The following is a 25418-nucleotide window of genomic DNA, read 5'->3' as shown; positions in this document are numbered from 1 at the left end:
CCCTCGCCCCATACTGGGGGCAGCCTGAGGGAGGTTCTCGATGTGCGGACGATTCACGCTGGCATTCGATCTGAGAATTATTGAACAGATGCAACAGTGATCCGCGGCTGCCCATCGAGCAACCCAGGTCTCGCCCTTGGCTTACATGTGCGTGGTGCTGGTGGCGCGGGGTGTGAAGGCGGTTCCCACGCTCGACACGGGCAGGTGGGCAGGTGTGGTACTGGCCCTAATCTGGATCGCGTTCCCTTCAGTGCGGTACGCGCATCACGAGGTGTGCCTCGGGCGCGGGCGCCAAGGTTCGCCCGAGGTGCTGGGAGCGTCATCACGGTGGGGCAAACTGAGGACATGAGCCAGAACAACGATCGCCAGCAGCTACTGCACATCGGTGCGGTCGCTGAGCGCACGGAGCTCAGCCTGCGGACGCTGCGACACTACGACGAGATCGGTCTGGTCAACCCGTCCGAGCGCAGCGAGGGAGGGTTCCGGCTCTACTCCGAAGCCGACGTCGAGCGGATCCTGCTGATCCGTCGCATGAAGCCGCTGGACTTCACGCTCGAGCAGATGCGCGAGCTGCTCGACGTCACCCACGATGTCGCCCAGCCCGACGCGCCGCTCGAAGCAAGGCAGAAGCTGCACGAGATCGAGGCCATCGCGATCGAACGACGCAGCGCGCTGGAGAAGAAGGTCGCGATGGCCGATGAGTTCCTCTCGCGTCTCCGCGACCTCTCGACCCCCGCTCACCAGGACGATGCAGGGGAGCGCGAGGCCTGACGCGAGGGTGGTCTATGACGCAGAACTCGTATTCACGAGGTAAAAGCTAACGTAACGTGAGGGTTGGCCTTTGGGTCCCTCACGGAAACGTTCCGTGCCGCCGGGGCCCATCCCTCTCATCTCGCTAGGACTCCCCCGTGACTTCCCTCAGCACTGCGCCCGTCGACAGTGGACCCCAACACTCCCAGCAGGAGCCGGACACCGTTCTCTCGGCCCTGCGCAATCCCCGCCGGCTCAAGACCGAGGTCCTCGCTGGTCTCGTCGTTGCTCTCGCCCTGATCCCCGAGGCGATCTCCTTCTCCATCCTCGCCGGCGTCCCCCCGCAGGTCGGGCTGTTCTCCTCGTTCGTCATGGCGGTCACGATCGCGTTCGTCGGTGGCCGGCCCGCGATGATCTCCGCCGCCACCGGCGCGATCGCCCTGGTGATCGCGCCCATCGCCCTTGAGTACGGGCTCGATTACTTGATCGCGACCGTGATCCTCGCCGGGGTTCTGCAGGTCGTCCTGGCGCTGCTCGGCGTGGCGAAGCTGATGCGGTTCATCCCGCGCAGCGTGATGACCGGCTTCGTCAACGCCCTGGCGATCCTCATCTTCACCGCCCAGCTGCCTCACCTCTTCGGTGAGGACATCCCCTGGATCGTCTACCCCCTGGTGCTGGCGGGCTTGGCGATCATGGTCCTCGTCCCGCGCCTGACCACCGTGGTCCCCGCGCCCCTGATCGCGATCGTGCTGCTGACCGGCGCTGTGCTGGTCAGTGGATGGAAGCTGCCCAATGTCTCCGACCAGGGCGAGCTGCCCGAATCGTTGCCGTCCCTGTTCATCCCCAACGTGCCCCTGAACCTCGAGACGCTGCAGATCATCGCCCCCTACGCCTTCGCGATGGCGATCGTGGGAATCATGGAATCGCTTATGACCGCCAAACTCGTCGACGACATCACCGACACTCACTCCAAAAAGACCCGCGAGTCCTGGGGGCAGGGCATCGCGAACATCGCCTCCGGGTTCTTCGGCGGCATGGGCGGCTGCGCCATGATCGGCCAGACCATGATCAACGTGAAGCAGTCCGGAGCCCGCACCCGGATCTCCACCTTCCTCGCCGGCGTCTTCCTGCTGATCCTCGTCCTGGCCCTGGGAGACATCGTCGGCCTGATCCCGATGGCAGCCCTGGTCGCCGTGATGATCATGGTCTCCGTCGCCACTTTCGACTGGCACAGCATCCGGCCCTCCACCCTGCGCCTGATGCCCTGGTCCGAGACCGCCGTCATGCTGGTCACCGTCATCGCCACCGTCGCCACCCACAACCTCGCCATCGGCGTGGTCCTCGGCGTGATCACGGCGATGATCCTGTTTGCCCGCCGCGTCGCCCACCTGGTGCACATCGAGAAGGTGTGGGAAACCGACGTCAACAGCGATGGCGCCATCGACATTCGCCGCTACGCCGTCAAGGGTCAGCTGTTCTGGGCCTCCAGCAACGATCTGGTCTACCAGTTCGACTACGCCGGAGATCCCCAAACCGTGATCATCGACCTCACCGCCGCCGACGTCTGGGACGCCTCCACTGTCGCCGCCCTCGACGCCGTGCAGACCAAATACACCGCCCGCGGCAAGGAAACACGCATCATCGGGCTCGACGGCGCCAGCCTCGAGCGCTTGGAGCGCCTCTCCGGCAAACTCGGCGACGAGCACTAAGCAACCCGTAGGTTCGGCACGAATTCCGGATGCGCCCTGTAGGGGATGCATCAATGATGCAGCAGATGCAATACTGTCCCGATGGTCCACGAACATCCCGGAGTGTCTCCGCTTCGACGGCTCGGCAACGTGCGCGCGCTGGACGAGAAGCAGTTCGTGCTTGACGCGATGCTCTCGGGGTGGAGTGATCAGCAGGCCAGCAGGGCGCTCTCGTGGCAGACGATCGCGAGCCGGGCACAAGTTGTGCGGCGGTTTGGGGAGTTCACGGGTCGGTATCCGTGGGAGTGGTCGCCGGGCGATTTGGAGGACTTCACCACGCAGGCGAAGTCGCGTCCCCATCCAGCGGCGCGATCAACGATCCGCGGGTATCACACGATCATTCGCCTGTTCTGCGACTACCTCACCGACGCACGGTACGAGTGGGCAACGGAGTGCGAGGAACGCTTCGGATCGACGCCTCAGCAGATCTGTCACGAGTGGAACACGGCTACTCATCTACTCGACTACGAAGGGCGCGCGGAGCGGCGCGCCCTCACCTACGACGAGCTGGAGCAGTTCTTCACCGCAGTCGACGAACGGGTCGAGACCATCGTTCACCGCGGCCGGAAGGGAGCTCTCTCGGCGCTCCGAGATGCCCAGATCTTCAAGACGATCTATGCCTACGGGCTGAGGCGGGCGGAAGCCACCGGACTGGACGTGGCAGATCTGCGACCCAACGGCGCGGCTCCACGGTTCGGGCGATTTGGAGCTGTCGATGTGCGGTGGGGAAAGGGGTCCCACGGATCCGGACCTCGCCGGAGATCAGTGTTGACCCTGCCCGAGCTGGGCTGGATCACCGACGGCCTCGCGCAATGGATCGACGCGGCTCGCCCACGGTTCACCGACTCGGCATCGGGGCCGCTCTGGCCAACCGAGCGAGGCAGCCGGGTGTCGCCGCGCTACATTGATCTGCGGTTCGCCGCGATCCGCGACCAACTGGAATGGCCGGCCGAGCTAAGCGTGCACGCGCTGCGACACACCTACGTCACCAACCTCATCGAGTGGGGCTATGCGGAGAAGTTCGTCCAGGACCAAGTAGGGCATGCCTATGCCTCGACCACGGCGATCTACACCTCCGTGGGCGACGATTACAAGAACCGGATGATCGCCAAAGCGCTCTCTCGTGTCTATGGAGGACCTGATGACACCACCCAGTGATGACACTCCGATCACCTGGCAGCTTCGCCAGGTAATGGCTGCCGCGGGGATGTTCCAAACCACCGACCTCATCGAGCCACTGCGCTCCCAGGGAGTGCAACTCTCACGGGAGCAAGTCTTCCGCCTTGTGACCAAGACGCCGGAACGCCTCAACGTCGAAGTGTTCGCGGCACTCTGCCGCATCCTCGACTGCACTCCGAACGACCTCATCGAAATCCCGCCGGCCCAAGCCAAACGCGCGCGCCGAGCTGGAGGCTCGCCACGGACAGAAGGCCCCGCTATCGGCTCCCTCCGGCCCATCCCGGCCAAGATTCATCGCCCGACCGAGTAAGACGAGCAGGCAGCCTCTATGACTCCGGTGCAAATCGGCTGCGACTCCTGCGGAAGCGGTGGCCCTGCTCGGTACGCCATCCTCGAGCGGCGCATCTGCAATGCCTGCTACTCCCGGCTCAGGCGACATCCTGGCCAGTGCCCCGGATGCCGTCAGGTCAAAGTCCTCGCGTTCTACGGCAGTGACAGGCGTGTCGTCTGCGCGAGCTGCGCTGGCGCACCGCCGCGGTTCGGCTGCACCAGTTGCGGTAGCGAAGACCAGCTCACCGGGTCCCAGTGCGGGACATGCCGACTGACCGACCGCCTCCGGGAAGTCCTCTCCGACAAGCACGGGCGCATCCACCCTGACCTGGCTTCCTTACACGAACACCTGCTCACCGCGCGCGACCCCCGCTCGGCCACACGATGGCTCCGGCGTGAGCCAAACGGGGAGACACTCCGAGCGATGGCCACTGGGCAAGCAGCAATCAGCCACGACACACTGAACGCGCTCCCGCTATCGCCCCGTGTTCGCTACCTCCGCCGCATGCTCATCAGCGCAGGGACACTCTCCGCCATCGACGTCGAGTTGAACGACTTCGAGCTCAAGGCCACCGCCTTCATCGCGGGCCTTCCTGATAAACACGCCGCGATCCTGAAGCAGTACTTCACCTGGGAAATCCTGCGCAAGCTCCGCCAACGCGCCACTACTCAGCCCGTGACCGCCAGTACCGCCAACTCTCGGTACTCCGAGCTGCGCAAGATAGCAGGGTTACTGGCATGGCTCGACGACCACGGCCTTTCACTGTCTACGCTGAACCAGGCCGCCCTCGATCGATTCTTCGCCGAGCATGACTATCAGAGCGTCCACAGGACTTTCCTCAACTGGGCCGTGCGTCACCACCTCACGGGTCCCGTCGCCGTACCCGGCAGGAAGCCCCCTCGGCCCGATGCCTCGGTGCCAGATGAGGTCATCTGGAGCAAGATCGATCTTCTCCTTGAGGACCGTTCGATCCCCCTGCCCAGTCGGATAATTGGCCTGTTCATCCTGGTGTTCGCCCAGAGGCTGTGCGACTGCGTCCGCCTGCGACGAACCGACGTCGTCGACGACAAAGGCGAAGTATCCATCGCGTTCGGCAAGACGCCGGTTGTGCTCCCTGCATCGATCACCAGTTTGCTTCGTCAGCACCTTGACGAGTCACGGGCTGAGCGACCATTCGCTGGCGGCGGCTCAGAATGGCTCTTCGCCGGCGCCATGCCCCAGCACCACACGAGTGAGGCCAACGTAGCCCTTCACCTCTCCTCACGCGGTATCCGCGTGCGAGAAGTCCGCCGCGCCCGGATCGACCAGCTCGTCCAACAGGTCCCCGCCAGCGTCGTGGCCGACGTCGTCGGCATCAACATCGCAACCGCCCTCAAACATGCCGCCAACACCAATGCAACCTGGGGCACCTACCCTGAACTGCGAGCTACGACCACCGAGGAATAATTCGCGATCGAACGATGCCGGTCCCCGGTAATCTGGGAAACCGGAACCATGGGCGCCACCGGGCAGGATCCTTCTCGGCCTCCTGGCATAATCGCCACATCCTGAGCCGTGGGGCGCAGGTCCGGTCAGTGGGTGGCGCCGATCTCGATGAGTAGCACGCCGCCGACTATCAGGGCGATGCCGAGGCCCATGATCCAGGTGAGGGGTTCTTTGAAGAAGAGCCTGCTGATGATCGCGGTGATGGCGACGCCGGCAGCGGCCCAGATTCCGTAGGCGACTCCGAGCGCGACGCCCTGTCCGAGGACGACGACGAGCATGCTGAAGGCGAAGATGTAGCCGGCTGCGACGCCGATCCACCACAGTTTTCTGCCGCTGCTGGCCATGCGGAGTGAGACGGTGCCGGCGACCTCGCCCGCGATCGCGCCGATGAGGGAGATCAGTGCGAGGGCGCTCATGCTGCTACTTCTTTCTTCTGGGCGGCCTGGGAGCCGAGTTCGACCAGTAGTACTCCGGCCATGATGATGACGATGCCGAGACCCATGAGCAGAGTGATGGGTTCGCCGTAGATCACGAGCGACATGATCGCTGTGAGTGCGACGCCGCTAGCGCCCCAGATGCCGTAACCGACGCCGAGGGCCATCCCGTTGCGCAGAGACATGAACAGTGCCAAGAAGGAGCCGACGTATCCGGCGACGACGAGGACATAGAGTCCGGGAGCATCGAGCGCACCCTTGAGGGAGAGTGATCCGGTCACTTCCAGGAGAACTGCACCGACGAGAAACAGCCATTTCTTCACTTCTGCACTCCTTCACTGATGAGGCCGAGCGCGACGCTCAGCATGCTTTCGCGCTGCGCCCGGGAAAGCTCAACGATGCCGAGGGAGCGGTCGAACCAGGCTCCGTCGGCAAGGAGGCGGACAGAGCGCACCCTGGGGTCGTCCAGACCTGAGCCGAACCAGGGATCAAGGCGGCGCATCCACTGGTCACTGAGCTTGTCGCGCAGGCGCGCGTCGGCGAGGAGAGCGAGGTCGCTGGGGTCGAGGTCATCTAAGAGAGAGAACTCGACATAGGCGCGCAGCCTCTCTACCTCGTCGGACTCGTCGCTGACTCGCTCACGCAGCTCGGCTTCCCAGAGATCGATCACTCGATCGACAACCGCGACCGTCAGCCCCTCTTTCGTAGCGAAGTGATGGACGAGCCCGGGCTTGGTGAGCCCCGCGTGCCGAGCGACGGCATCAAGAGTCAATGCGTCTCCGTGTCGAAGCACCTCGAGGGCGGCGTCGAGGATCTCAAGTTTCGTTGCCATACCCCCATCGTACCGACCATATGTATGGTCGGTCTAGTGTGATGTCGATCGCTGAGCCTCTGACGGCAAAGGTGGCTCTCGGGCGGCTGCGCTTGCAGACGCCGTCATTTCTTGGAGATGAGGCTCCTGCGGTTGTTGGCGGAGAGGAGGCTTTGCGCTGCGAGGTGTCCGGCTCCGCCACTGAGGCCTCCACCGGGGTGAGTGGACGCTCCGATGTGCAGGAGACCTTTGATCGCCGTGGTGTGTTTGCCCGAGTGGGCGAGGGGGCGCCAGAGAAGATTCTGGTCGAGCTCCATCGAACCGCCGTAGGGGTCGCCATGAACAGCGTTAGGGTTTGCGGCTGCCAGGTCGGTGGGAGTGATCACCGTGGTCTCGAGGATGCTCGAAGTTAGGTCAGGAGCGTGCTCTTCGATCCGGGCGAGAACACGTTCGACGTACCGCCTGGTCGTGTCCGCATTCCAGGTTCCGTCGACCGATATCGCGCCAGCACTGTCTGCGGTGGGTTGCCAAGGGACCTCTTGTAGCTGGAGCCAGAGAGACCCCGCCCCCTCGGGCACCCGACTCTGATCGAGGACATGCTGGCGACCGACAACGATCGTAGGCGCGGCGGGGAGGGCACCCGCGTCGGCCTGCGCGCACGCAATGCCAGTGCCGCCAGAGCCATCACTGATGTGGAGTAGCGGGACATCCTGGAAACGCTCGTCGGTCCAGCGCAGAGGACGATCCAGGGCGATGTGGATCTGCATGGCGGCGCGCCCGAACCGGAACCGTTCTGCGTCCCGCCGGATGGCCCAGGGCACGGGCTCGTCTTTCAAGAGCGTGCCGTAGAGGGCCTGCGGGGTGACGCTCGCTATCACCGCCCGCCGCGCGCTAATCAGGCCCTTGTCGGTGACGACGCCGGTCGCGCGACCGTTAGTCGTGGTGACGCGTTCCGCGCGATGACCGGTCAGGACTGTCACGCCATGCTCAGAGAGAAGCCGTTCGAACGCGGTCACAAAGTTCTTCGCTCCGCCAGTGACAACGGGCAAACCGAAACCGTGCATCGTCATCGCGAGGACGGGAATCATCATCCCGCCGGTGGCGCTGTCCGGGGAGATGCCGGCGTGAAGCAACCACGGCGCCCACAACTGGTCAGGCTCGCTGCCGGTGAACCGGTCACGCCCGAACGCGCGCCCGCTCATCACCGCATCCCGCGCGAGAGCATCCATCCCTTTGATCTTCTGAGACTTAAGGGCACTGAGCGCGAGCTTCACTGTTGCGGCGGATCGAACCTCGGAGCCGAGGATCCTGAAGACCAGATTCGCGCGTTCGCCCATCTCTTCCAGCATGGCCAGGTATGCCGCCTGGTCCTCTGGGTGCGTGAACCCTTCGACAGTCTTTGCCGCATCGCGGTAGGCCACGGCCGCCCGGCCAGCAGAGATGCTGCCGGTGAGAGCCCCGTCGGTGTTCGCGTACTCGAGGCCGTGCTCATGCAGGTCTGGGCCGAGGGCCGCATATGCGCCACCGGAGACGAACAGCGGATGCCAAGAGGAGTATGTGTCGTGCGTGTAACCCGGCAGCGTGGCCTCGCCAGAGTCGATGAATCCACCCAGGCGGCTGTTCTGCTCCACAAGAGCGACACTCCATCCGGCGGTGGCGAGCTCAGCCGCGGCCACCAGACCGTTGACCCCTGCCCCGATCACAACGACGTCATATGTGTCCATCGTTTCCTCCATGTGTTCCACGTCTCGACCCACCTGAGAATACCTACCTCATGTTTGGTAGGTCAACGAGAGGTCCGAACCCCATGGGATCTGGGCACTACTCCCGAGGGTGCCCATGGACGCGCGCGGAGCCAGCGCGATATGAGCGCGCTCTGGAATTGCTGTCCGATCGGACGTATCTCAGCGGCGCATGCAGACCGCGACGTCACCATGGTTGGGAGCGAAACACCCTGGCCAAACGAGTGCATGCGGTACGACATGCGGTCACTGCTGTGCGCCGATCGACCGGAGAATAATTCTCAACCGAACGATGCCCTCCCCCGGCAACGGGGACGGGCTGCTGCGCTCGTACGTCGCCACGAGCGACTACCGGGCGGCCCAGTGGGAGCCGACCTACAGCATCGCGCCGCGCACGAAGGCTCCCGTGGTGCGCGAGTTCGTCGACGAGGACGGAGCGTCACACCGCACCCTCGAGCTCGCCCGTTGGGGGTTGCACCCGGCGTGGGCGAAGGACAAGGGACCTCGGCCGATCAACGCGCGCCTGGAGACCGTGAGCAGCAACGGGATGTTCCGCGGCGCGTTCTCGAGCGCCCGGGCCGTGATCCCAATGACCGGCTACTTCGAGTGGGTCGAGGCTGCCGACGGCGGGAAGGATCCGTTCTTCATCCATCACCCTGACGGGGAGCTGCTGCACGCCGCTGGTCTCACGGCCGCCAGGAAGGACGAGAGCGACGCGTGGGACGTGTCCTTCACGGTGATCACGCGCGAGGCGCGGGATGCCGGCGGCGAGGTCCACGACCGGATGCCGACCTTCCTGACCGAGGACGCGATCGAGGAGTGGCTCTCCCCCGGGAAGCTCGAGGCCGACCAGAAGGCGCCGCTGCTCGCGCAGCTCGAGGACGTCTCGTCCACGATCGCGGGGCAGCTCGTCACCCGCCCCCTAGATCGGCAGGTCAACAGCGTCCGCGGCCTGGACCGCTCCGATCCTTCCCTGATCGCACCGATCTGACCTCGAGCACAACTGATCGAACGGAGCAGAAGCCATGGCCACACCCGAAGGGTTCTCCGGTCCGCATAGGGTGCTGACCGGCGAGGATGCGAAGGCGATGGGGCAGGAGATCGCCCGCGCGGCCGGCCGACCGGAGGCCCAGAGCGCCGGCCTCCGACCCGGCCGCATACAGCCGAGCGACGGACCCTCCGCCAGCCCTCGCCGCGGCGAGCTCAACGGCTCTTGATCGTGCAGTAGGCCTGCACGGCGATATCGACGCCGGTATCCGCCGCCCGCCGGCGTCTCGTTCCCCATAGGGTGTCAGCGTGAACACTCCTGCTCGACCGCCACGCTTCATCTATGTCGATGACTCTGGCGCCGAGCACACGGGCTTCGCCACCTATAGCTGGGTCACCGTTGCATTCGACCACTGGCGCCAGGCCCTCAGTGACGTCCTCTCCTGGCGTGCCCACCTCACCAGTACCTACGGCATCCCCAAGAACTACGAGCTGCACGCAACACAGTTCGCAAATGGACGTGGAAACCCGTCCTTGGACGACACCTGGAACCGCCGGAAGGCGAATCGCTCAGCCGTGCTCGACGAGACCTTCGATCGCTTCGCCACCTGGGACTGGATGGCTGTCGGGACGATCTACTCCAACTCCACGAGCCACCGCGAGAGCTTCAAGAAGAAGCGCCACCGGGTCTACAGCCACCTCATCCACCATCTCGACGAGCAGCTCCGCAACGCCGACGAGTGGGGAACTCTAGTCATGGATGGCGACGGCTCCGACACTAGCTACATATCCGCGCACCGCGAGCTCCCCCTCGAGACGCGCTCCTTGCTCGAGGACCCCTCGTTCCAGAGTTCAAGCCGCAGCCAATGGGTTCAGATTGCAGATCTCGTTGCTTACGCCGCCTATCAGGACGTTGCCCGAATCCCCGAGAAGCAGTTCGCCTGGCCGTGGTACCCCAAGCTCGCATCGCTCAGCGCCACCACCATCAGCGTCTGACCCAAAAAGAAGCAGGACCCGTTGACCAACGTACGTTGGGCGGGTCCGCAGGTCCGAGTATACCCACGCTTCGACGGCCCGTCCACCCCGCAGGAGACCACCCGGTGCCCTCGACGCCAGGTTGAAGCAGAGCCGCCGCGCGCGACAGATTGATGCTGTGCGGTCACACGACCCCCGGGAACCCGCGGTAGAGGGATGTGGGTGTCGTCGAGGCACCACGTCCACCGTGACCCGAACGGAGATCCGATGTGCCAGTCCCAAGCCGAAGGGGGACGACGCTGCTACGCGCATCAACGCCAGCGCGTCGACAAGCTCGAGCAGCGGCTCGCCGAGACCTCACCCGACACCGCCGAGCACGAGGAGATCACCTCGCGCCTGGAGACCGCCCGGGCCGATCTGATCCAGACCCGCACCGGGCTCCAGGAGCACATCACCGAGCGGACCGCCGCAGGCGGCTCCTACGACGCCGAGCAGCTCACCGCGAACATCAACCGCTACGTCGCTGACTCCCCCACCGGGAAGCCGCTCACGCTGCCCGGAGGATCGTTCCGCGTCGTGCGCGCACACACCTCGCATGGGCACACCGTTCTTGAGGTCACCGGTCCGACATCCGCACGGTCCTACAGCAGTGGGCTCGCGGAGCGGTACACCCAGGACGCCGCGGGGAAGCAGGTCACCAGGGCCACCCCCACTGAGCTCCAACGCGACTTCCACACGATGCTCGTGCTAGCGGACGGCCGCGCCGGCGCGGCCGTCCGCCACAGTGGCGAGATCTCGGCGGTGTACTCCGACGGCAGCAGCCGCGGCGCGACGCGTGCCCTGCTGCCCATCGCAGCAGAGCGCGGTGGGACACACCTCGAGTGCTTCGACACGTTCCTGCCGAAGATCTACGCCCGAAGCGGCTTCGTCAAGGTCGCCTCGATCCCCTTCAACCGAGAATTCGCGCCCGACGGCTGGGACTATTCGGCCATGAGCAGGGTCGCCCCACCTCGCGGAGAACCCGATATCACCTTCATGGTGACGCAGGACCAATACGAGAAACTCGGCCGCCCCGAACCGAGATCGTTCCAGGACTACGATGAAGCCGACGAGTACACCAGAACAGGACACACGTCATGAGCGCTGCTGACCAGATGACCACCTACCCCGACTTCGTGACCGACGCCGACCGGCACGCCTGGGATGAGCTCACCCCTGACCGGAAGCAGCAGTACCTCGATGCCGTGGACTACGTCCGCGCCGAGTACCCCGATGAGGAACTGTCCGTGGCCCTCATCGGCACGGTCCTCTCCTTCGGCGGCTGACCCCGCCTCTCGACTGTCCGGGCCCCGCGGTTCCCCCTGACCGCGGGGCCCGGCGCTGTCTACTTCGCTCCGTCGCGCACTGCCGCCGCACGCAGCACCTCGAACGCCTCGTCGAGCGTGCTCGCCCCCGCCATCTCCAGCAGCTCGGCGGCGCCGGCAGGGCCCTCGTCCGAGGCTCTCTGGATCCGCGCCCCTGGTGGCACGGGAAGCTCCCCACGCTCGGCCCGCTCCGCAAGGGCCGCCAGCCGTTCGTCATCCTCGTGCTCGTCCATCGCATGCCTCCTCGATGCTGGTGGTCCTTGAACGCTACTCGTACGGATCGGGAATTCGCCAAGCATTTGCACAGTCCCCGTCACGCAGAACCCCTCATCATGCGTTCGCCGTTCTGTACGCTGAACGCAATATCTACCCAGGAGGACACGCAGCATGGCCCGCAAGACTCGCATCGTCCTGACCGACGACCTCGACGGCTCCGCAGCCACCTCGACGATCGGCTTCGCCCTCGACGGCGTCACCTACGAGATCGATCTCAACGACGAGAACGCGCAGAAGCTCCGCGACGAGTTCGCGGCATGGGTGGAGCATGCACGGCGCGTCGGGGGCCGCGCCCGACGAGGCACCTCCCGCGGGCGCAGCGACGAGACGAGGCGGATCCGCGAGTGGGCGCAGGCCAACGGGTACGCGATCGGCGACCGCGGCCGCGTCTCCGCAGAGATCCGTGAGGCCTACACCGCCGCCAGCTGAGCCCGTCCCTCACGCGCTGATCGGAGTCGGCCGTCCCCGCGGATCAGGAAGAGTGTCCCCAGCGGTCACATGAGCCCGCCCTAGCCGCGGTAACAGGGTGACCATCCACCGGACGAAGGACACGACGATGCCCAGCCCCAGCAGCCACGAGGAGGGGTAGCACCGATGTACCTCCTCACGCCCCAGCTCTGGCCGGCCCTCGCCCTCTTCCTCCTGCTCGCGCTGCCGATGGTCGTCACCGATGCACGCGAGTCCCGGCTGCCTCTGCCGCTGAATCTCGGCCTGCTCGGCACCGGCGCCGTCGCACTCCCGATCACCGCGGTCTGGGTTGGCTTCGACCATCTGATCTGGGCGGCCGTCACCTGCGCGATCGCCACCGTCTTGATGCTGGTCCTGTTCGTCATCTCGCGCGGCGGCCTCGGCTTCGGCGACGTCATCCTCGTCGCCGCCCTCGCCCTCTACAGCGGCTTCGTCTCCCCGCTGATGATGCTCGCTGGCATCTGGCTGGGCTGCATCGGCACTCTGGGATGGATCCTCGTTCGGCGTCGACGAGGCATCCGCGGACACATCCCCTTCGGTCCCGGCCTGATCCTGGGAACCCTGCTCGTCCTCGTGGTTCCTGTGGCCACTGCCTGACCTACGAACCTACGAGGTTACGAACCTACGAGGGTCGCGAACGTCGTCCCCGTTACCTTGTGAGCACCCCGATGGACGGGGTCTGGTCGCTCGGCCGGGTATGGCTTTGTTGCCCTGCCATTGATGGTCCGGGGGGTGTTGCCGCCCGGTCGAGAGACACGCGTTGACCGCTGATAGGGACACGGCCCAGCTCTGTCTGAGGTCTCTTCGTAACGTGGGTGCCGGCATCGGGTGTCGAGACTGCGGCCAGCAGTGATGAGGAGGACAGCGTCATGAACACAGGGTTCGCGGTCGTGATCGGCCTGGACGTCGGGAAGACAGCTCACCACGCGTGCGCACTCGACCCGGAGGGGAACAAGCTGTTCGACAAGCCCCTCCCGCAGGACGAGACCAAACTTCGCGAGCTGTTCACCCAGCTGCAGAACCACGGCGAAGTTCTGCTGGTCGTCGATCAGCCGAACACCATCGGAGCGTTGCCGATCGCGGTGGCCCGGGATACCGGCTGCACAGTCGCCTACCTTCCCGGATTGGCGATGCGGAAGGCCGCGGATCTGTATCCGGGCAGGTCAAAGACCGATGCGCGCGACGCGTTCATCATCGCCGACACGGCCCGCACCATGCCTCACACCCTCCGGCAGGTCGATCGTGACAGCGAGGTCCTCTCCGCACTGAAGGTCCTTGCCGGCTTCGACGAGGACCTCGCCCACGAGACCACAAGGGCGCTGAACCGGATCCGGTCCCTGCTCACCCAGATCCACCCCGCGCTCGAGCGCGTCTTCGCAGGCGGGACCCTCTCGACCGGACTCGTGCTGGACCTGCTGGAGAAGTTCGGCGGCCCCACCGGCCTCCGAAGTGCCGGCCGAAGGAAGGTGCTGCGGTTCGCCCGCGCGCATTCACGCCGCGACCCCGAGACGCTGGTCGAGCAGATCTTCACAGCCCTTAGCGAGCAGACCGTCATCGTGCCCGCCACCGCAGCGGTTGAGCTGGTGATCCCCCGAGTCGCTGGCCAGGTTAAAGAGCTGAAAGAACAGCGCGCGACCGTGGCCCACGAAGTGGAGGGCATGCTGGAGGACTTCCCTCTCGCCTCGGTCTTGATGAGCATGCCGGGGATCGGCATCAAGACCGCCGCCCAGATCCTCCTCGCGATCGGTGATGGCTCCGCGTTTGAGTCCGCCAGCCACCTCGCGGCCTATGCCGGGATCGCGCCGGTCACCCGCAGATCAGGCACCTCGATCCGCGGAGAGTTCCCCGCCCGGTCAGGGAACAAACGCCTGAAGAACGCCCTGTTCTACTCCGCCTGGGTCGCCTCCAACCACGACCCCATCTCCAAGGCCTACTACGATCGCAAACGCGCCGAAGGCAAACGGCACAACGCCGCCGTGATCTGCCTAGCCCGCCGCCGCTGCAACGTCATCTACGCCATGCTCCGCGACGGCACCTACTACCAGCCACCGACAACCGCCCCTACCCCCGAGCCGACCGCTCTCGCGGCTTGACTCGAAACATAGGGACACCCCCCCCGGCCAGGGCCGACGCCTCTGACCAGAGAATTCGACGGATGGTCGTTATTCGCGCTGAATAGCGACCATCCGTCGAAATCTGTCCGGGGTTCCCGGACCGGCGCGCTGGGCGGGCCGGGCCAGATCGGAGTCAGTCGTCCTCGGAAAAGGTCTGCAGCAGCGCGTTCTCCACCAGCTCCGGCATCGCCGGGTGGATCCAGTACTGGTGACGTGCCATGTCCCGCGCCGTGATCCCCAGGCTCATCGCCTGGATGAACTGCTGGATCAGCGTGGGCGCCTGCGGGCCGATGATGTGCGCCCCCAGCACCTCCGTGGACGCCGCATCCACGATCAGCTTCAAGAAGTCGCCCTCGTTCTCCATCGCCCACCCGTAGGCGATGTCGCTGAACTTCTGCACCGCGACCCGGATCTCCCGCCCGGAGCGCTCCGACCAGTCACGGGCCTGCTGCTCCGTCATCCCGACCGTCGCGATCTGCGGGTGCGTGAACACCGCCGCCGGGACCGGCATCTCATCAGCGCGGCGAAGATCATCGGGGTGCAGGATGTTGTGCCGCATCGTGCGCTGCTGATGGTTCGCCACATGCTTCAGCTGCACCGGCGAGGATACGTCGCCGAACGACCACACGCCCTCCAGCACACGGCCCTGCGGATCCAGAACCCGTTGGAAGGCATCCACGGTGATCACGCCGTTCTCATCGACCCCGAGACCGCCCGCCCGGGCGTCCAGCAGGTCACTGTTCGGAACGCGGCCGGTGGCGACCAGAATGTCCCCCACCTGCAGCTGCGTGCTCTCACCGTCCTCGTCCAGGGTGAGGTGGACGGACCCGTCGGCCTCCCGCCGCGCCGCGGTGATCGACGTGTTCGTGTGCAGCGTGCAGCGCTCGCGGGACACCTCGGTGATGCGTTCGGCGATGTCGCAGTCATAGGAGCGCAGGACGAGGTCGGAGCGGGCGATCAGGTGTACCTCGACCCCGAAGGAGCGGAGGATGTGGGCGAACTCCAGCGCGATCACCCCGGTGCCGAGCACCGCGATCGACTCCGGCAGCTGCTCGATCCGCATGATGGTGTCCGAGGTGAGGGGGTCGAGGTCACGCAGACCGGGCACGTCCGGGATCATCGGGCGGGAGCCGGCACCGATGATGACGGTGTCCGCGGTGAAGGCGCGCTGCCCGCCGTCGTTGAGGTCCACAGTGACGGCCTTCGGACCGGTGAAGCGCGCGGTACCGCGCACCAGGGTGAGGTTCTCGTTGTCCTCATGGTCCGCGCGGTACTCCTGGCCGCCGCAGCTGATCGCGTCGATGCGGCCGAACACGCGGTCGCGCACCGCCGGGAAGTCCACCGCGGAGTCCGGCAGGTCCACCCCCAGCTTCGGTGCCTCCTCCGGGGCGGAGGCGACATCGGCAGTGTGGACGAACATCTTCGTGGGGATGCACCCCACGTTCAGGCAGGTGCCGCCGAACACGCGGCGGGGGCTGACGCCGCGGTCCACGAAGGCGATGGTGCGGTTCGCGAACTCGGGGCCGGGGAACGAATTGCCCGACCCGGAGCCGATGAGGAGGATGTCGACATGCTCTGCTGCGGAAGTCATGACAGCAATCCTAGGCGGCGCGGCGGGTAACCCGATCCGGGCGGCCGATAGCATGGGCGGGTGCTCACCCTGCTCGACACCCAGCCAGAATCCACCGGCCGCATCCGTCTGCTGAAGCGGCCGATCGAGCACGAGTTCACGATCCAGAAGTCCCGCTTCATCACCCTCATCGCCCCCGTCACGGCGGTGGAGGACGCCGATGAGCTGATCCGGGAGCGCCGGGCCGCCCACCCGAACGCCCGCCACACCTGCACAGCGCTCGCACTCGGCACTCCCCTGTCCCTGCAGCGGTCCAATGATGACGGCGAACCGGGCGGGACGGCGGGCCTGCCGATGGCGCAGGCGCTGCGCGGCCGCGACATCACCGACGCCGTCGCGATCGTCACCCGCTACTTCGGCGGCGTGAAGCTCGGTGCCGGTGGCCTGACCCGTGCCTACGGGTCGTCCGTGACGGAGGCGCTGGATGCGGCGTCGGCGCAGGGGCTGATCCTGGAGAGGATCGTGCACGAGGTGACGTGCGCATCAGTCGGCTATGACATCGCCGGCCAGGTGGAGGCGCAGGTGCGGTCGTGGGCGGAGGGTCCGTCGGCACCCGAGCAGACGGCGGTGCTGGAGGCGGACTACGGCGCGGACGGTTTGGAGATCATGATCGGGCATCTGCCGACTGCGCGGGAGGACGTGGCGCGGGCGATCGCGGAGATCAGTGCGGGCCGCGCCGGCGTCACCACCGCCGGGTGGGCGCACGTGGACATCCCCGCCGCCGACTGACCCCGCCCCCAGTCGGACTCAGCACCAGCGGCCGAACGGCCGCGCGGCTCAGCACCGGCGCGCCGATACCGCGGTGCGCCTCAGCGCCGGGTGACGGCGTCCACCACGGTCCGGGCCTTGATGAGGGTCTCCGTGAACTCCTCATCCGCCGTCGACAGGCGCGTGATCGCGCCGCCCACCCCGAACGCGACCCGGTCGCGCTCCGCGGTGATGGTGCGGATCACGATCGAGAAGGACGCGGACCCGTTCGTGGACAGCCAGCCGATCGCACCGGAGTAGACCCCGCGCGGGCCCTGCTCGAGCTCGTCGAGGATCTCCACGCTGCGCACCTTCGGAGCGCCGGTCATCGAGCCGCCGGGGAACGTCGCAGTCAGCACATCGAGGGCGTCGCAGTCGCCGCGAAGGGTGCCGCGCACGGTGGAGATCATCTGGTGGACGGTCGCGAAGGATTCGATGGCGAACAGAGACGGCACGTGGACGCTGCCGAAGTCGCTGACGCGGGCGAGGTCATTGCGGACGAGGTCCACGATCATGAGGTTCTCGGCCCGCTCCTTACGTGAGGCGAGCAGCGCCGAGCACAGCTGCTCGTCCTCCTCAGGGGTGCGGCCGCGGCGGGCGGTGCCCTTGATGGGACGGGATTCGATGACGCCGTCGGATCGGACTTCGATGAAGCGCTCCGGGGAGGCGCCGATGACGGAGAAGTCGCCGCACCGCAGCAGGGCGCCGAACGGCACTTCTGCGATGGTGCGCAGCCGTTCGTACACGGCGAGCGGGTCGAGGTCGGCCGGATCGCAGCCGAGGGCGTCGCGCGTGAACTCCGCTTCGTTGGTGAGGCACAGTTCGTAGCTGTCGCCCCGGTCGATGAGCTCCTGGCAGCGGCCGATGAGGGCGCGGTAGGCGTCGGCGTCGTGGCGCAGGGTGATGGCGGCTTCGACGTCGACGTCGGTCAGCGGCGCCCGGTCGGCGGCGGCCGCAGCAGAGCCGCCCACCGCGGCGGCCGCTGCGGGCTCAGCGGGGCCGGCGGCGAGGACGCTCTCGATCAGCCGACGGGAGCTGACGCGCCACGGCTCCCGCCGGGCTGCCGGGTCATCAGCGGCGGGGCCGGGGATGCGCTCGAGTTCGGCGAGCCAGATCGTCTGCTCCCGGTGGTCGATCACCACGGCGCGCTGCAGGAACAGCAGGTGCGCGTCCGGGGTGGACGCCGGTGCCTGATCGGGCAGGCCGAGCGTCTCCGCCTTCAGGCCGTACCCGAGGAAGCCCACGTAGCCGAGCTGGAATTCGGCGAGGGCGCGCGGCAGCTCCTCCTGTTCGTCGGTGCGGGGCGCCACGCGGATCTGGGCGAGCTGGTGGCGGGCCGAAGCCACGAGGGTGGTGCCGGTGCGGATGGTGTCGGATCCGTCGGCCCACCGCAGACGGGTCTCCCCGACGCGGGATCCACCGGGTCCGCTCGCGTGCGCGCTGTGGGTGATGACGTGGGAGTCGGGGCCGTCGAGGGCGCCCATGACGGAGATCTCGGCGCGGGCGTCGTGGGAGTTGGAGTCGAGCCAGACGGCGGTGTCGTCGTCGGCGTAGAGGGCGCGGAAGAGGGCGTCGCCGTCGGCGGTGAGCGGGATGGGGCCCTCGAGCGCGAGCCGGTGGGTGGGGTGCGCTGTGGGGGTTCCGACGGGTGCGCGGCGCGGCGCGGGGCCGCCGGTCTGGGCGGCGCTGGTGCCGGAGCCGGGCGCGAGGTCGATGCCGAGGAACGTGCCGATGATGAGGCGGCCCGCGTCGGAGCGGATCGACTCGGGGTGGAACTGCACGCCGATGAACGGGTGGGTGCGGTGGCGGATCGCCTGGATGACGCCGTCCTCGGAACGGGCGGTCACCTCAAGGGCTTCGGGCAGTTCGGTGATGGCGAGGGAGTGGTAGCGGACCACGGTGAACGGGGAGGGGACGTCCTCGAACATCGCATCGCCGGTGTGGGTGACGAGCGATTCGAGGCCGTGCATCGGTTCGGGGGCGCGGGAGACGCGGCCGCCCTCGACCACAGCCATCAGCTGCAGGCCCAGACAGATGCCGAGCACGGGGACGGAGCGGGCGGCGCAGGCCGCAAGGACCGCGGGGCAGATGCCGACATCGGCCGGGTTGTGGGGTGTGCCGGGACCGGGCCCGATGATGACGTGGGTGAACTGGTCGAGGAGGTCGGCGACCGCGTCGGGGCCGTAGTCATCGTTGGCGATCACGACCGGCTCCTCCCCCGTCACCGACGCCACCAGGTGCGCGATGTTGTGGGTGAAGGAGTCGATGTTGTCGACGATCAGAACGCGCGGCGCGCTGCCGATGCCCATCAGTGCCCGAACCTCCCGAGTTCTTCAGCGGCCCCTGGCGGGGCGTCAGTCGCGGTCGGTGAGCGCGCGCAGGTCCTGCGCGCCGGCCCACAGCCGCTGTTGGAAACTACCACGTGAGGGGGTTGCGCCCCGGCCAGCAGCGAGGCCGACGGGTGCGCCGTCCACGTGCGTGACCTCCCGGATCGTGTGCAGGGCGCTCAGCAGCCACACTGCGTCGGCGTCCCGGAGCTCGGCGGGGGTCAGCGGAGCGGTGGTGGTGCGCAGCCCGTCGGCCTCGGCGGCGGCGATCAGCGCTTCCTCCGTGGTGGAGGGCAGCCGGCCGACGGGTGCCGCACTGACCAGGGCGCCGTCGCGCCACGCGACGACGGTGCCGAACGCGGTTTCGCGGATGGTGCCGTCGGGGCCGAGGAGGAGGGCGTCATCGGCGCCGGCGCGCACTGCTGCCTTGCGCACCGCGGTCTGGAACGGGAAGTCGGGGCCTTTGATGTGGGGCCGGGTGCGCTGATCGGGCCCGGGGTGGGTGATGAGCCGGGCGGTGGCGCTGAGGCGGTCCGGGGTGATCGGCCGGGGGTCGATGCTGAGCATCCCGGGGGCGTCGCCGAGGAGGATCTGCGGGAACAGCAGCGGGCCCGCGTCCGCAGCGGCGGTGCGCAGCTCGGTGAGGGCGGTGGTGATGGCGGCCTGGTCGGCGCCGGCGGCCGCGAGGCGCCGACGGTGCCCGTCGGGGTTGATGAGGGCGCTGCCGCGCAGGAGGAAGGAGGTGCGGGCGCCGGGGACCCAGGCGGGGGCCGCGGTCCACGGGGTGGTCACGGTACTGGATCCGACTGGTCGGATGATATTTTCCTCGACTGGCGCATGAACGCAGTCTAAACGGCGGCGTGCGCGAGTGCGCCCATAGAATCCATGCACGCGATGCACATCGTCGTGCAGAGCCCCCGCACCAGCAGTGCGGTCTGAGTCGCCGACATAGGAGTCCCCGACGGCATGAAACTGTTCCAATCCCTTCTCTTCAGGATCCTGATTGCGATCGTCCTCGGCTTCGCCGTCGGCATGATCGCACCGGAGTGGCTGAGCCGCACCTTCCAGACCTTCTCCACCCTGTTCTCCGGGTTCCTGGGCTTCGCGATCCCGCTGATCATCATCGGCCTCATCGCCCCCGCGATCGCCGAGTTCGGTCGCGGCGCGGGCAAGTGGCTCGGCGTCACCGCCGGCATCGCCTACTGCTCCACCATCTGCGCGGGCCTGTACGCCATCGCCGCGGGCTACCTCACCTTCCCGTTCCTGCTGAACCGCGGCGGGGACCTGAAGGAGGTCGCCAACCCCGAGGATGCCGGGTTCAAGCCGTTCTTCGAGATCGTCATCGATCCGGCGTTCGGTGTCCTCACCGCCCTGCTGATCGCGTTCGTCCTGGGCCTCGGCATCGCCGTGCTGCGCTCGCAGGGCAAGAACACGCTGTTCAACGTGGCCGATGAGTTCCGCACCGTTGTCAACCTGCTGATCTCCTCGCTGATCATCCCGCTGCTGCCGGTGTACATCTTCACCGTCTTCGCGACCATGACCGCTGATGGCACCCTCGGCGAGATCATCCTCGACATGCTGACGATCGTGGTCCTCGCCTTCGTGCTGACGGCGCTGATGCTGATCTGCCAGTACACGGTCGCCGGCGTCATCACCCGCCGCAACCCCCTGACGTCCCTGGTCGGCATGCTGCCCGCCTACGCCACCGCCCTCGGCACCGCTTCCTCCGCGGCCACGATTCCGGTGACCACCCGCTGCGCGCAGAGCATCGGCGTGTCCAAGCCGGTGGCGAGCTTCGTGATCCCGCTGTGCGCCACCATCCATCTCGCGGGCTCCACCGTGAAGATCACCCTGTTCGCCCTGGCGATCATGTGGACCACCGGCGCGACCATCTCCGTGCCCGCCCTCATCGGCTTCGTGTTCCTGCTCGGCATCGCCATGATCGCCGCGCCGGGCGTGCCGGGCGGCGCCATTGTGACCGCTGCTGCGCTGCTGCAGTCCAACCTCGGCTTCAACGAGTCGCAGGTGGCGCTGATGGTCGCGATCTACATCGCCATCGACTCCTTCGGCACCGCCACCAACGTCACCGGTGACGGCGCCATCGCGATGATCGTGGACAAGCTGGCGCAGGGCCGCGACATCGTCACCGGCCGCACCGGTCGTGACGCCGAGGCGAACCTCGCCGCGGCCGACGGCCCCACCGCGGCCTGAGGCTCCTCGCCTTCGCGCATCTCCCCCAACCGGCGGATCCCTTCGGGTCCGCCGGTTGTCTATTCTCGTGGGCATGACCGTTCCCGCCCCTGTCGGCACTGATCCCGCCGGTGCAGGCCCCGTCGGCCCCTCCCCCGCCAGGCCGGTGCGGCGCCTCCCGGAGGACTGGCTACGCCGCGACCTCCTGCTCACCGCGCTGCTGTGCGTGGTCAGCATCGAAATGACCTATCTGACGGCGTTCGCCATGCCAGGCCTGCTGCGGGTCGACACCGGCTGGGCCGTGCTGGTGGGTGTGGCGATCTGCCTGCCCGTGGTGACGGCCCGCCGCTTCCCCATCCCCACGGGCCTGGTGATGATGGCGATGTTCACCGGCTTCGGCATCGCCACCGGGTTCGAAACAGTCGGCACCAATATCGCCATGTTCCTGGCGATGCATGCGATCGGGGCGTGGGAGCCGAACCGTCGGCGAGCCACCATCGCCCGCACCGTCATCGTGGTCATCGCCTGCACATGGATCCTGGGCGAAGCGGTGCGCGGCTTCTACGACCCCACCACCGGTGAGCGGGGCGTCAACGCCTATTTCGCGATGCTGATGATCAACGTGACGGTGAACCTGTTCTACTTCACCGCCGCGTGGGTGTTCGGCAACCGCGCGTGGCAGCAGGCGCTGCAGCGGCAGGACCTCGAGGACGCAGCCGCCACCATCGAGGATCAGCGCACCGTCATCGCGCGCAACGCCGTGGAGCTGGAGCGGATCCGCATCGCCCGCGAACTGCACGACGTCATCACCCACCACGTCAGTGCCATGAGCATTCAGGCCGCGGCGGCGCGGCGCCTCCTGCACCGGGACGCGGACCGCGCCGAGCAGTCCCTGCTCTCCGTGGAGTCCTCCGCCCGTTCCGCGATCGAAGACCTGCGCACCATGGTCGGCACCCTGCGTGACCCGTCCACGAACGCGCCCTCCCCCACGCTCGCGCAGCTTCCGGAGATCGTGGAGGATGCTCGCCGCGCCGGCCAGAAGGTGGAGCTGCGCGTGCTGGACCCCCTCACCGATCTGCAGGAGACGGCGTCGACCGCGCTGCTGCGAATTGCTCAGGAGTCCCTGACGAACGCCCGCAAGCACGCCGGGGCGGCCGCCCGCGTCACCGTCACCCTGCGCCGACGTTCCGACGATGCCGCCGAACTGGACGTCTCCGATGACGGCTTCGCCCGCCGGTCCGCTCTGCCCGGCACCGGGACCGGCATCCAGGGGATGCGGGAGCGCGCCGAAGCAGTCGGCGGCACCCTGGAGGCCGGCGCGAAGGAGACGTGCGGGTTCCTGGTCCGCGCCGCTGTCCCCATCCGAGGAGGAACCCCATGATCCGCGTCCTGCTGGTCGACGACCAGGCGATGATCCGCACCGGCTTCGCCGCCATCCTCTCCACCGCCGACCTCGACGGCGAAGCGATCGAGGTCGTCGGGGAGGCAGCCGACGGGGCCCAAGCGGTCACCATGGTCCAGGAGCTCCTGCCCGATGTGGTGCTGATGGACGTGCAGATGCCGGTGATGGACGGCATCGAAGCGACCCGCCGCATCACCGCTGAGGACGGTGCACCCGCCGTGCTGGTGCTGACCACGTTCGACCGCGACGACTACCTGTTCTCCACCCTCGATGCGGGCGCCTCCGGGTTCCTGCTGAAGACCGCGGAAGCGGAGACGCTGATCAACGCGGTGCGGGTGCTCGCACGCGGCGATGCGCTGCTGGCGCCGGAGGTGACGCGCCGCGTCATCGCCCGCAACACCGGTGGCAGCGCTGACGGCTCCGGCGCTGAGTCGCCGAGCGCGCCGACGAGGTCTGCTGACGCTGCTGAACCGGCGCAGGCGCAGCACCCGTCGGCCGCTTCCCCGGACGCGGCCGCCGCCCTGGACAGGGCCCCCACCCCGGAGGCGCAGCGCGCCCTCAACCTCCTCACCGCTCGGGAGCGCGATGTGTTCGACCTCGTGGTGCAGGGCCTGTCCAACCGGCAGATCGCCGAGCGCCTGTTCCTCGGCGATGCGACGGTGAAGACGCACCTCTCGAACGCTCTGATGAAGCTGCAGATCCGCGACCGCATCCGTGCCGTCATCTGGGCGTACGAGAACCACGTGGTCGGCTGAGAAGATCTCCCCCGCATATCTCCCCCGGGTGGGGGATCTGCGGCGGACCACGGCTCCGTAGGTTGGAGCCATGATCACACTCACCGACATCAACAAGACCTACGGCACCCACCATGTGCTGCGCGACGTCTCGTTCTCGATCAAACCCGGGCTGATGACCGGGTTCGTGGGCGGCAACGGCGCCGGCAAGACCACCACCATGCGGATCATCCTCGGGGTCCTCTCCCACGACTCCGGTGAGGTCACCGTCAACGGCGAACGGATCGACGCCGACTTCCGCGCCCGCGTCGGTTACATGCCCGAAGAGCGCGGCCTGTACCCGAAGATGAAGGTGCTGGACCAGCTCGTCTTCCTCGGCCAGCTGCACGGCATGAGCGCCAGCTCCGCCCGCAGCAGCGCCACCGACCTGCTGGAACGCCTCGGCCTCGGCGAGCGCGGCGGCGACACCCTCGAATCCCTGTCCCTCGGCAACCAGCAGCGCGCCCAGATCGCGGCGGCGCTGGTCCACCAGCCCACGGCCCTCATCCTCGACGAGCCGTTCTCCGGCCTCGACCCGATGGCAGTGGACACCACCCTGGAGGTGCTGCGCGATGTCGCCGCCTCCGGCGCACCGGTCCTGTTCTCCTCCCACCAGCTGGATGTGGTGGAGCGGCTGTGCGACGAGCTCATCATCATCGCCAGCGGACAGATCGCCGCAGCCGGCACCCGCGACGAGCTGCTGCGCGCCGGCGCTGAGCCCGATTGGGAGCTGCGCGCCGGCTCCGACACCGGCTGGGTGCGGGACATGCCGGTGACAGTCCGCGAGTTCGACGGCGGCTACGTCCGATTCGCCGCCCGCTCCCTGGAGGACGCCAACGCCGTCCTCGCCGAAGCGCAGGCCCGCGGCACCGTCCTCTCCTTCGGCCAGCGCACCCCCACCCTGCACGAGATCTTCACGGAGGCAATGCGATGAACACCCAGGCACCCCACACCGACCCCTCGACCAACTCGGGCAGCACTGCCGAATCCAGCCGCGTCACCCGCGGCGGCGCCGGCGCCGGCGCCTCCGCCCGCCCCACCTTCTGGCAGGCCGCCCTCACGATCGCTCGTCGCGAGATCATGGTGAAGCTGACCAGCCGCGCCTATGTCCTCTCCACGGTCGTCGCCCTCGCCCTGGTGCTGTTCGCGGGTCTCGCCCTGCCGCGCATGGGTGAGATCTTCTCCTCCGAGGACACGATCGCCGTCACCGCGGACACGAAGCCGCTGGTGGATCAGCTCGGCGACGGCTACACCGCCGAGGTTGTCGCCGACACCGACGCCGCCGAGGCCGCGGTCCGATCGGAGAAGGCCGACGCGGCTGTCGTCCCCTCGGACTCCTCCCCCACGAAGGTCGCCGTGATCGGGCTGCGGGACACCCCCGATGAGCTCACCGGGGTCCTCTCCCTGCGCCCGGAGGTCCAGCTGCTGGATCCCAATGCCCCGAACCCGCTGCTGGTCTACATGATCGCGCTCGGCTTCGGCCTGATCTTCATGATGATCGCGATGACCTACGGCCTGCAGATGGCGCAGTCCGTGGTCGAGGAGAAGCAGTCGCGGATCGTGGAGATCATCCTCGCGACCGTCACGGCCCGCGCCATCCTCGCCGGCAAGGTGATCGGCAATTCAGCGCTCGCATTCGGCCAGGTGGGCCTGCTGGCGCTGGCGAGCCTGCTGACCGTGCAGAT

The 25418-nt window shown here is 67.4% G+C and carries 27 protein-coding genes; 19 read left to right on the top strand and 8 right to left on the bottom strand.

Annotated features, from left to right (window positions below):
• Window positions 1-345: 345 nt before the first annotated feature.
• The 5 genes from FHX50_RS08430 to FHX50_RS08410 all read left to right on the top strand — a co-directional run bounded on the left by FHX50_RS08430 (window position 346) and on the right by FHX50_RS08410 (window position 5454).
• Window positions 346-771 (top strand): MerR family transcriptional regulator, encoded by a 426-nt coding sequence (locus FHX50_RS08430; protein WP_183376564.1) that lies wholly within the window; start codon window positions 346-348, stop codon window positions 769-771.
• A 137-nt stretch (window positions 772-908) separates the two neighbouring features.
• The gene (locus tag FHX50_RS08425; protein WP_183376562.1) at window positions 909-2459 is read left to right on the top strand and encodes a SulP family inorganic anion transporter; all 1551 of its coding nucleotides are present in this window, start codon (window positions 909-911) and stop codon (window positions 2457-2459) included.
• A gap of 81 nt (window positions 2460-2540) precedes the next feature.
• On the top strand, window positions 2541-3656 hold the full coding sequence (locus FHX50_RS08420; RefSeq protein WP_183376560.1) for a tyrosine-type recombinase/integrase: 1116 nt from the start codon (window positions 2541-2543) through the stop codon (window positions 3654-3656).
• Window positions 3640-3987 carry a helix-turn-helix domain-containing protein gene (locus FHX50_RS08415; RefSeq protein ID WP_246370928.1) on the top strand — a complete coding sequence of 116 codons (348 nt, stop codon included), beginning with the start codon at window positions 3640-3642 and terminating at the stop codon, window positions 3985-3987. The genes FHX50_RS08420 and FHX50_RS08415 overlap by 17 nt, the downstream gene beginning before the upstream one ends.
• A gap of 525 nt (window positions 3988-4512) precedes the next feature.
• On the top strand, window positions 4513-5454 hold the full coding sequence (locus FHX50_RS08410) for a hypothetical protein (protein WP_183376556.1): 942 nt from the start codon (window positions 4513-4515) through the stop codon (window positions 5452-5454).
• Window positions 5455-5579: 125 nt separating this feature from the next.
• Here the strand turns inward: FHX50_RS08410 and FHX50_RS08405 are convergent, their stop codons facing one another.
• From FHX50_RS08405 to FHX50_RS08390, 4 genes are all read right to left on the bottom strand, one after another.
• The gene (locus FHX50_RS08405; RefSeq protein WP_089066497.1) at window positions 5580-5909 is read right to left on the bottom strand and encodes a DMT family transporter; all 330 of its coding nucleotides are present in this window, start codon (window positions 5907-5909) and stop codon (window positions 5580-5582) included.
• Window positions 5906-6250, bottom strand: a complete 345-nt coding sequence (locus FHX50_RS08400) for a DMT family transporter (protein ID WP_089066496.1) — start codon at window positions 6248-6250, stop codon at window positions 5906-5908. Before FHX50_RS08400 ends, FHX50_RS08405 begins: the two co-directional genes overlap by 4 nt.
• On the bottom strand, window positions 6247-6759 hold the full coding sequence (locus tag FHX50_RS08395; RefSeq protein ID WP_089066495.1) for a TetR/AcrR family transcriptional regulator: 513 nt from the start codon (window positions 6757-6759) through the stop codon (window positions 6247-6249). The genes FHX50_RS08400 and FHX50_RS08395 overlap by 4 nt, the downstream gene beginning before the upstream one ends.
• A 104-nt stretch (window positions 6760-6863) precedes the next feature.
• Window positions 6864-8462, bottom strand: a complete 1599-nt coding sequence (locus tag FHX50_RS08390; RefSeq protein ID WP_089066549.1) for a phytoene desaturase family protein — start codon at window positions 8460-8462, stop codon at window positions 6864-6866.
• 310 nt (window positions 8463-8772) lie between these two features.
• Between FHX50_RS08390 and FHX50_RS08385 the strand changes: the two genes are divergently transcribed.
• From FHX50_RS08385 to FHX50_RS08365, 5 genes are all read left to right on the top strand, one after another.
• Window positions 8773-9471 (top strand): SOS response-associated peptidase, encoded by a 699-nt coding sequence (locus FHX50_RS08385; RefSeq protein WP_246370927.1) that lies wholly within the window; start codon window positions 8773-8775, stop codon window positions 9469-9471.
• Between the two features lie 34 nt (window positions 9472-9505).
• On the top strand, window positions 9506-9697 hold the full coding sequence (locus tag FHX50_RS08380) for a hypothetical protein (protein WP_183376554.1): 192 nt from the start codon (window positions 9506-9508) through the stop codon (window positions 9695-9697).
• Window positions 9698-9776: 79 nt separating this feature from the next.
• Complete coding sequence (locus FHX50_RS08375; RefSeq protein WP_183376552.1) at window positions 9777-10463, top strand: DUF3800 domain-containing protein; 687 nt, start codon at window positions 9777-9779, stop codon at window positions 10461-10463.
• 246 nt (window positions 10464-10709) lie between these two features.
• Window positions 10710-11582, top strand: a complete 873-nt coding sequence (locus tag FHX50_RS08370; protein WP_183376550.1) for a hypothetical protein — start codon at window positions 10710-10712, stop codon at window positions 11580-11582.
• Window positions 11579-11767 carry a hypothetical protein gene (locus FHX50_RS08365; protein ID WP_183376549.1) on the top strand — a complete coding sequence of 63 codons (189 nt, stop codon included), beginning with the start codon at window positions 11579-11581 and terminating at the stop codon, window positions 11765-11767. Before FHX50_RS08370 ends, FHX50_RS08365 begins: the two co-directional genes overlap by 4 nt.
• 59 nt (window positions 11768-11826) lie before the next feature.
• On the opposite strand, the gene FHX50_RS08360 is transcribed toward FHX50_RS08365, so the two are convergent.
• On the bottom strand, window positions 11827-12039 hold the full coding sequence (locus FHX50_RS08360) for a hypothetical protein (protein WP_183376547.1): 213 nt from the start codon (window positions 12037-12039) through the stop codon (window positions 11827-11829).
• 154 nt (window positions 12040-12193) lie between these two features.
• Between FHX50_RS08360 and FHX50_RS08355 the strand changes: the two genes are divergently transcribed.
• The 3 genes from FHX50_RS08355 (at window position 12194) to FHX50_RS08345 (ending at window position 14643) form a co-directional block, all read left to right on the top strand.
• Window positions 12194-12511, top strand: coding sequence for a histone-like nucleoid-structuring protein Lsr2 (locus FHX50_RS08355; protein WP_183376545.1), 318 nt, complete (start codon window positions 12194-12196; stop codon window positions 12509-12511).
• A 165-nt stretch (window positions 12512-12676) separates the two neighbouring features.
• The gene (locus tag FHX50_RS08350) at window positions 12677-13147 is read left to right on the top strand and encodes a prepilin peptidase (RefSeq protein WP_183376543.1); all 471 of its coding nucleotides are present in this window, start codon (window positions 12677-12679) and stop codon (window positions 13145-13147) included.
• 272 nt (window positions 13148-13419) lie between these two features.
• Window positions 13420-14643: an IS110 family RNA-guided transposase gene (locus FHX50_RS08345; RefSeq protein WP_183375385.1), complete on the top strand. Its 1224-nt coding sequence runs from the start codon at window positions 13420-13422 to the stop codon at window positions 14641-14643.
• 154 nt (window positions 14644-14797) lie between these two features.
• Here FHX50_RS08345 and FHX50_RS08340 read toward each other — a convergent pair whose 3' ends face one another.
• A complete protein-coding gene (locus FHX50_RS08340) occupies window positions 14798-16255 on the bottom strand; it encodes a mycothione reductase (RefSeq protein WP_183376541.1) in 1458 nt (485 codons plus the stop codon).
• Between the two features lie 60 nt (window positions 16256-16315).
• Between FHX50_RS08340 and FHX50_RS08335 the strand changes: the two genes are divergently transcribed.
• A complete protein-coding gene (locus FHX50_RS08335; RefSeq protein ID WP_343064072.1) occupies window positions 16316-17023 on the top strand; it encodes an IMPACT family protein in 708 nt (235 codons plus the stop codon).
• A gap of 80 nt (window positions 17024-17103) precedes the next feature.
• On the opposite strand, the gene pabB is transcribed toward FHX50_RS08335, so the two are convergent.
• Window positions 17104-19350 (bottom strand): aminodeoxychorismate synthase component I, encoded by a 2247-nt coding sequence (gene pabB / locus FHX50_RS08330; protein ID WP_183376539.1) that lies wholly within the window; start codon window positions 19348-19350, stop codon window positions 17104-17106.
• Between the two features lie 45 nt (window positions 19351-19395).
• Window positions 19396-20160: an aminotransferase class IV gene (locus tag FHX50_RS08325; protein WP_183376537.1), complete on the bottom strand. Its 765-nt coding sequence runs from the start codon at window positions 20158-20160 to the stop codon at window positions 19396-19398.
• A gap of 174 nt (window positions 20161-20334) precedes the next feature.
• Between FHX50_RS08325 and FHX50_RS08320 the strand changes: the two genes are divergently transcribed.
• From FHX50_RS08320 to FHX50_RS08300, 5 genes are all read left to right on the top strand, one after another.
• Complete coding sequence (locus tag FHX50_RS08320) at window positions 20335-21579, top strand: dicarboxylate/amino acid:cation symporter (protein WP_183376535.1); 1245 nt, start codon at window positions 20335-20337, stop codon at window positions 21577-21579.
• Window positions 21580-21652: 73 nt separating this feature from the next.
• Entirely contained in the window at window positions 21653-22939 is a 1287-nt protein-coding gene (locus FHX50_RS08315; protein WP_183376533.1) for a sensor histidine kinase, read from the top strand.
• The gene (locus FHX50_RS08310) at window positions 22936-23715 is read left to right on the top strand and encodes a response regulator transcription factor (protein ID WP_183376531.1); all 780 of its coding nucleotides are present in this window, start codon (window positions 22936-22938) and stop codon (window positions 23713-23715) included. Before FHX50_RS08315 ends, FHX50_RS08310 begins: the two co-directional genes overlap by 4 nt.
• A gap of 70 nt (window positions 23716-23785) precedes the next feature.
• Window positions 23786-24667: an ABC transporter ATP-binding protein gene (locus FHX50_RS08305; RefSeq protein ID WP_183376529.1), complete on the top strand. Its 882-nt coding sequence runs from the start codon at window positions 23786-23788 to the stop codon at window positions 24665-24667.
• Window positions 24664-25418 (top strand): ABC transporter permease (locus tag FHX50_RS08300; RefSeq protein WP_183376527.1); only part of this gene is annotated, 755 nt, incomplete at its 3' end. The genes FHX50_RS08305 and FHX50_RS08300, both read left to right, overlap by 4 nt.

This window comes from Helcobacillus massiliensis, assembly GCF_014191425.1.
Lineage (GTDB): Bacteria > Actinomycetota > Actinomycetes > Actinomycetales > Dermabacteraceae > Helcobacillus > Helcobacillus massiliensis.
The sequence above is the reverse complement of the archived record's forward strand: the minus strand, read 5'-3'. Positions and strand labels throughout refer to the sequence as shown.

Bases quoted from the DNA above. Each gene is read 5' to 3' on its own strand.
- FHX50_RS08430 (WP_183376564.1), top strand. From the start codon at position 346: ATGAGCCAGAACAACGATCGCCAGCAGCTACTGCACATCGGTGCGGTC.
- FHX50_RS08420 (WP_183376560.1), top strand. From the start codon at position 2,541: ATGGTCCACGAACATCCCGGAGTGTCTCCGCTTCGACGGCTCGGCAAC.
- FHX50_RS08415 (WP_246370928.1), top strand. From the start codon at position 3,640: ATGACACCACCCAGTGATGACACTCCGATCACCTGGCAGCTTCGCCAG.
- FHX50_RS08410 (WP_183376556.1), top strand. From the start codon at position 4,513: ATGCTCATCAGCGCAGGGACACTCTCCGCCATCGACGTCGAGTTGAAC.
- FHX50_RS08405 (WP_089066497.1), bottom strand. From the start codon at position 5,909: ATGAGCGCCCTCGCACTGATCTCCCTCATCGGCGCGATCGCGGGCGAG.
- FHX50_RS08395 (WP_089066495.1), bottom strand. From the start codon at position 6,759: ATGGCAACGAAACTTGAGATCCTCGACGCCGCCCTCGAGGTGCTTCGA.
- FHX50_RS08390 (WP_089066549.1), bottom strand. From the start codon at position 8,462: ATGGACACATATGACGTCGTTGTGATCGGGGCAGGGGTCAACGGTCTG.
- FHX50_RS08385 (WP_246370927.1), top strand. From the start codon at position 8,773: ATGCCCTCCCCCGGCAACGGGGACGGGCTGCTGCGCTCGTACGTCGCC.
- FHX50_RS08380 (WP_183376554.1), top strand. From the start codon at position 9,506: ATGGCCACACCCGAAGGGTTCTCCGGTCCGCATAGGGTGCTGACCGGC.
- FHX50_RS08370 (WP_183376550.1), top strand. From the start codon at position 10,710: ATGTGCCAGTCCCAAGCCGAAGGGGGACGACGCTGCTACGCGCATCAA.
- FHX50_RS08365 (WP_183376549.1), top strand. From the start codon at position 11,579: ATGAGCGCTGCTGACCAGATGACCACCTACCCCGACTTCGTGACCGAC.
- FHX50_RS08360 (WP_183376547.1), bottom strand. From the start codon at position 12,039: ATGGACGAGCACGAGGATGACGAACGGCTGGCGGCCCTTGCGGAGCGG.
- FHX50_RS08355 (WP_183376545.1), top strand. From the start codon at position 12,194: ATGGCCCGCAAGACTCGCATCGTCCTGACCGACGACCTCGACGGCTCC.
- FHX50_RS08350 (WP_183376543.1), top strand. From the start codon at position 12,677: ATGTACCTCCTCACGCCCCAGCTCTGGCCGGCCCTCGCCCTCTTCCTC.
- FHX50_RS08345 (WP_183375385.1), top strand. From the start codon at position 13,420: ATGAACACAGGGTTCGCGGTCGTGATCGGCCTGGACGTCGGGAAGACA.
- FHX50_RS08340 (WP_183376541.1), bottom strand. From the start codon at position 16,255: ATGACTTCCGCAGCAGAGCATGTCGACATCCTCCTCATCGGCTCCGGG.
- pabB (WP_183376539.1), bottom strand. From the start codon at position 19,350: ATGGGCATCGGCAGCGCGCCGCGCGTTCTGATCGTCGACAACATCGAC.
- FHX50_RS08320 (WP_183376535.1), top strand. From the start codon at position 20,335: ATGAAACTGTTCCAATCCCTTCTCTTCAGGATCCTGATTGCGATCGTC.
- FHX50_RS08315 (WP_183376533.1), top strand. From the start codon at position 21,653: ATGACCGTTCCCGCCCCTGTCGGCACTGATCCCGCCGGTGCAGGCCCC.
- FHX50_RS08310 (WP_183376531.1), top strand. From the start codon at position 22,936: ATGATCCGCGTCCTGCTGGTCGACGACCAGGCGATGATCCGCACCGGC.
- FHX50_RS08305 (WP_183376529.1), top strand. From the start codon at position 23,786: ATGATCACACTCACCGACATCAACAAGACCTACGGCACCCACCATGTG.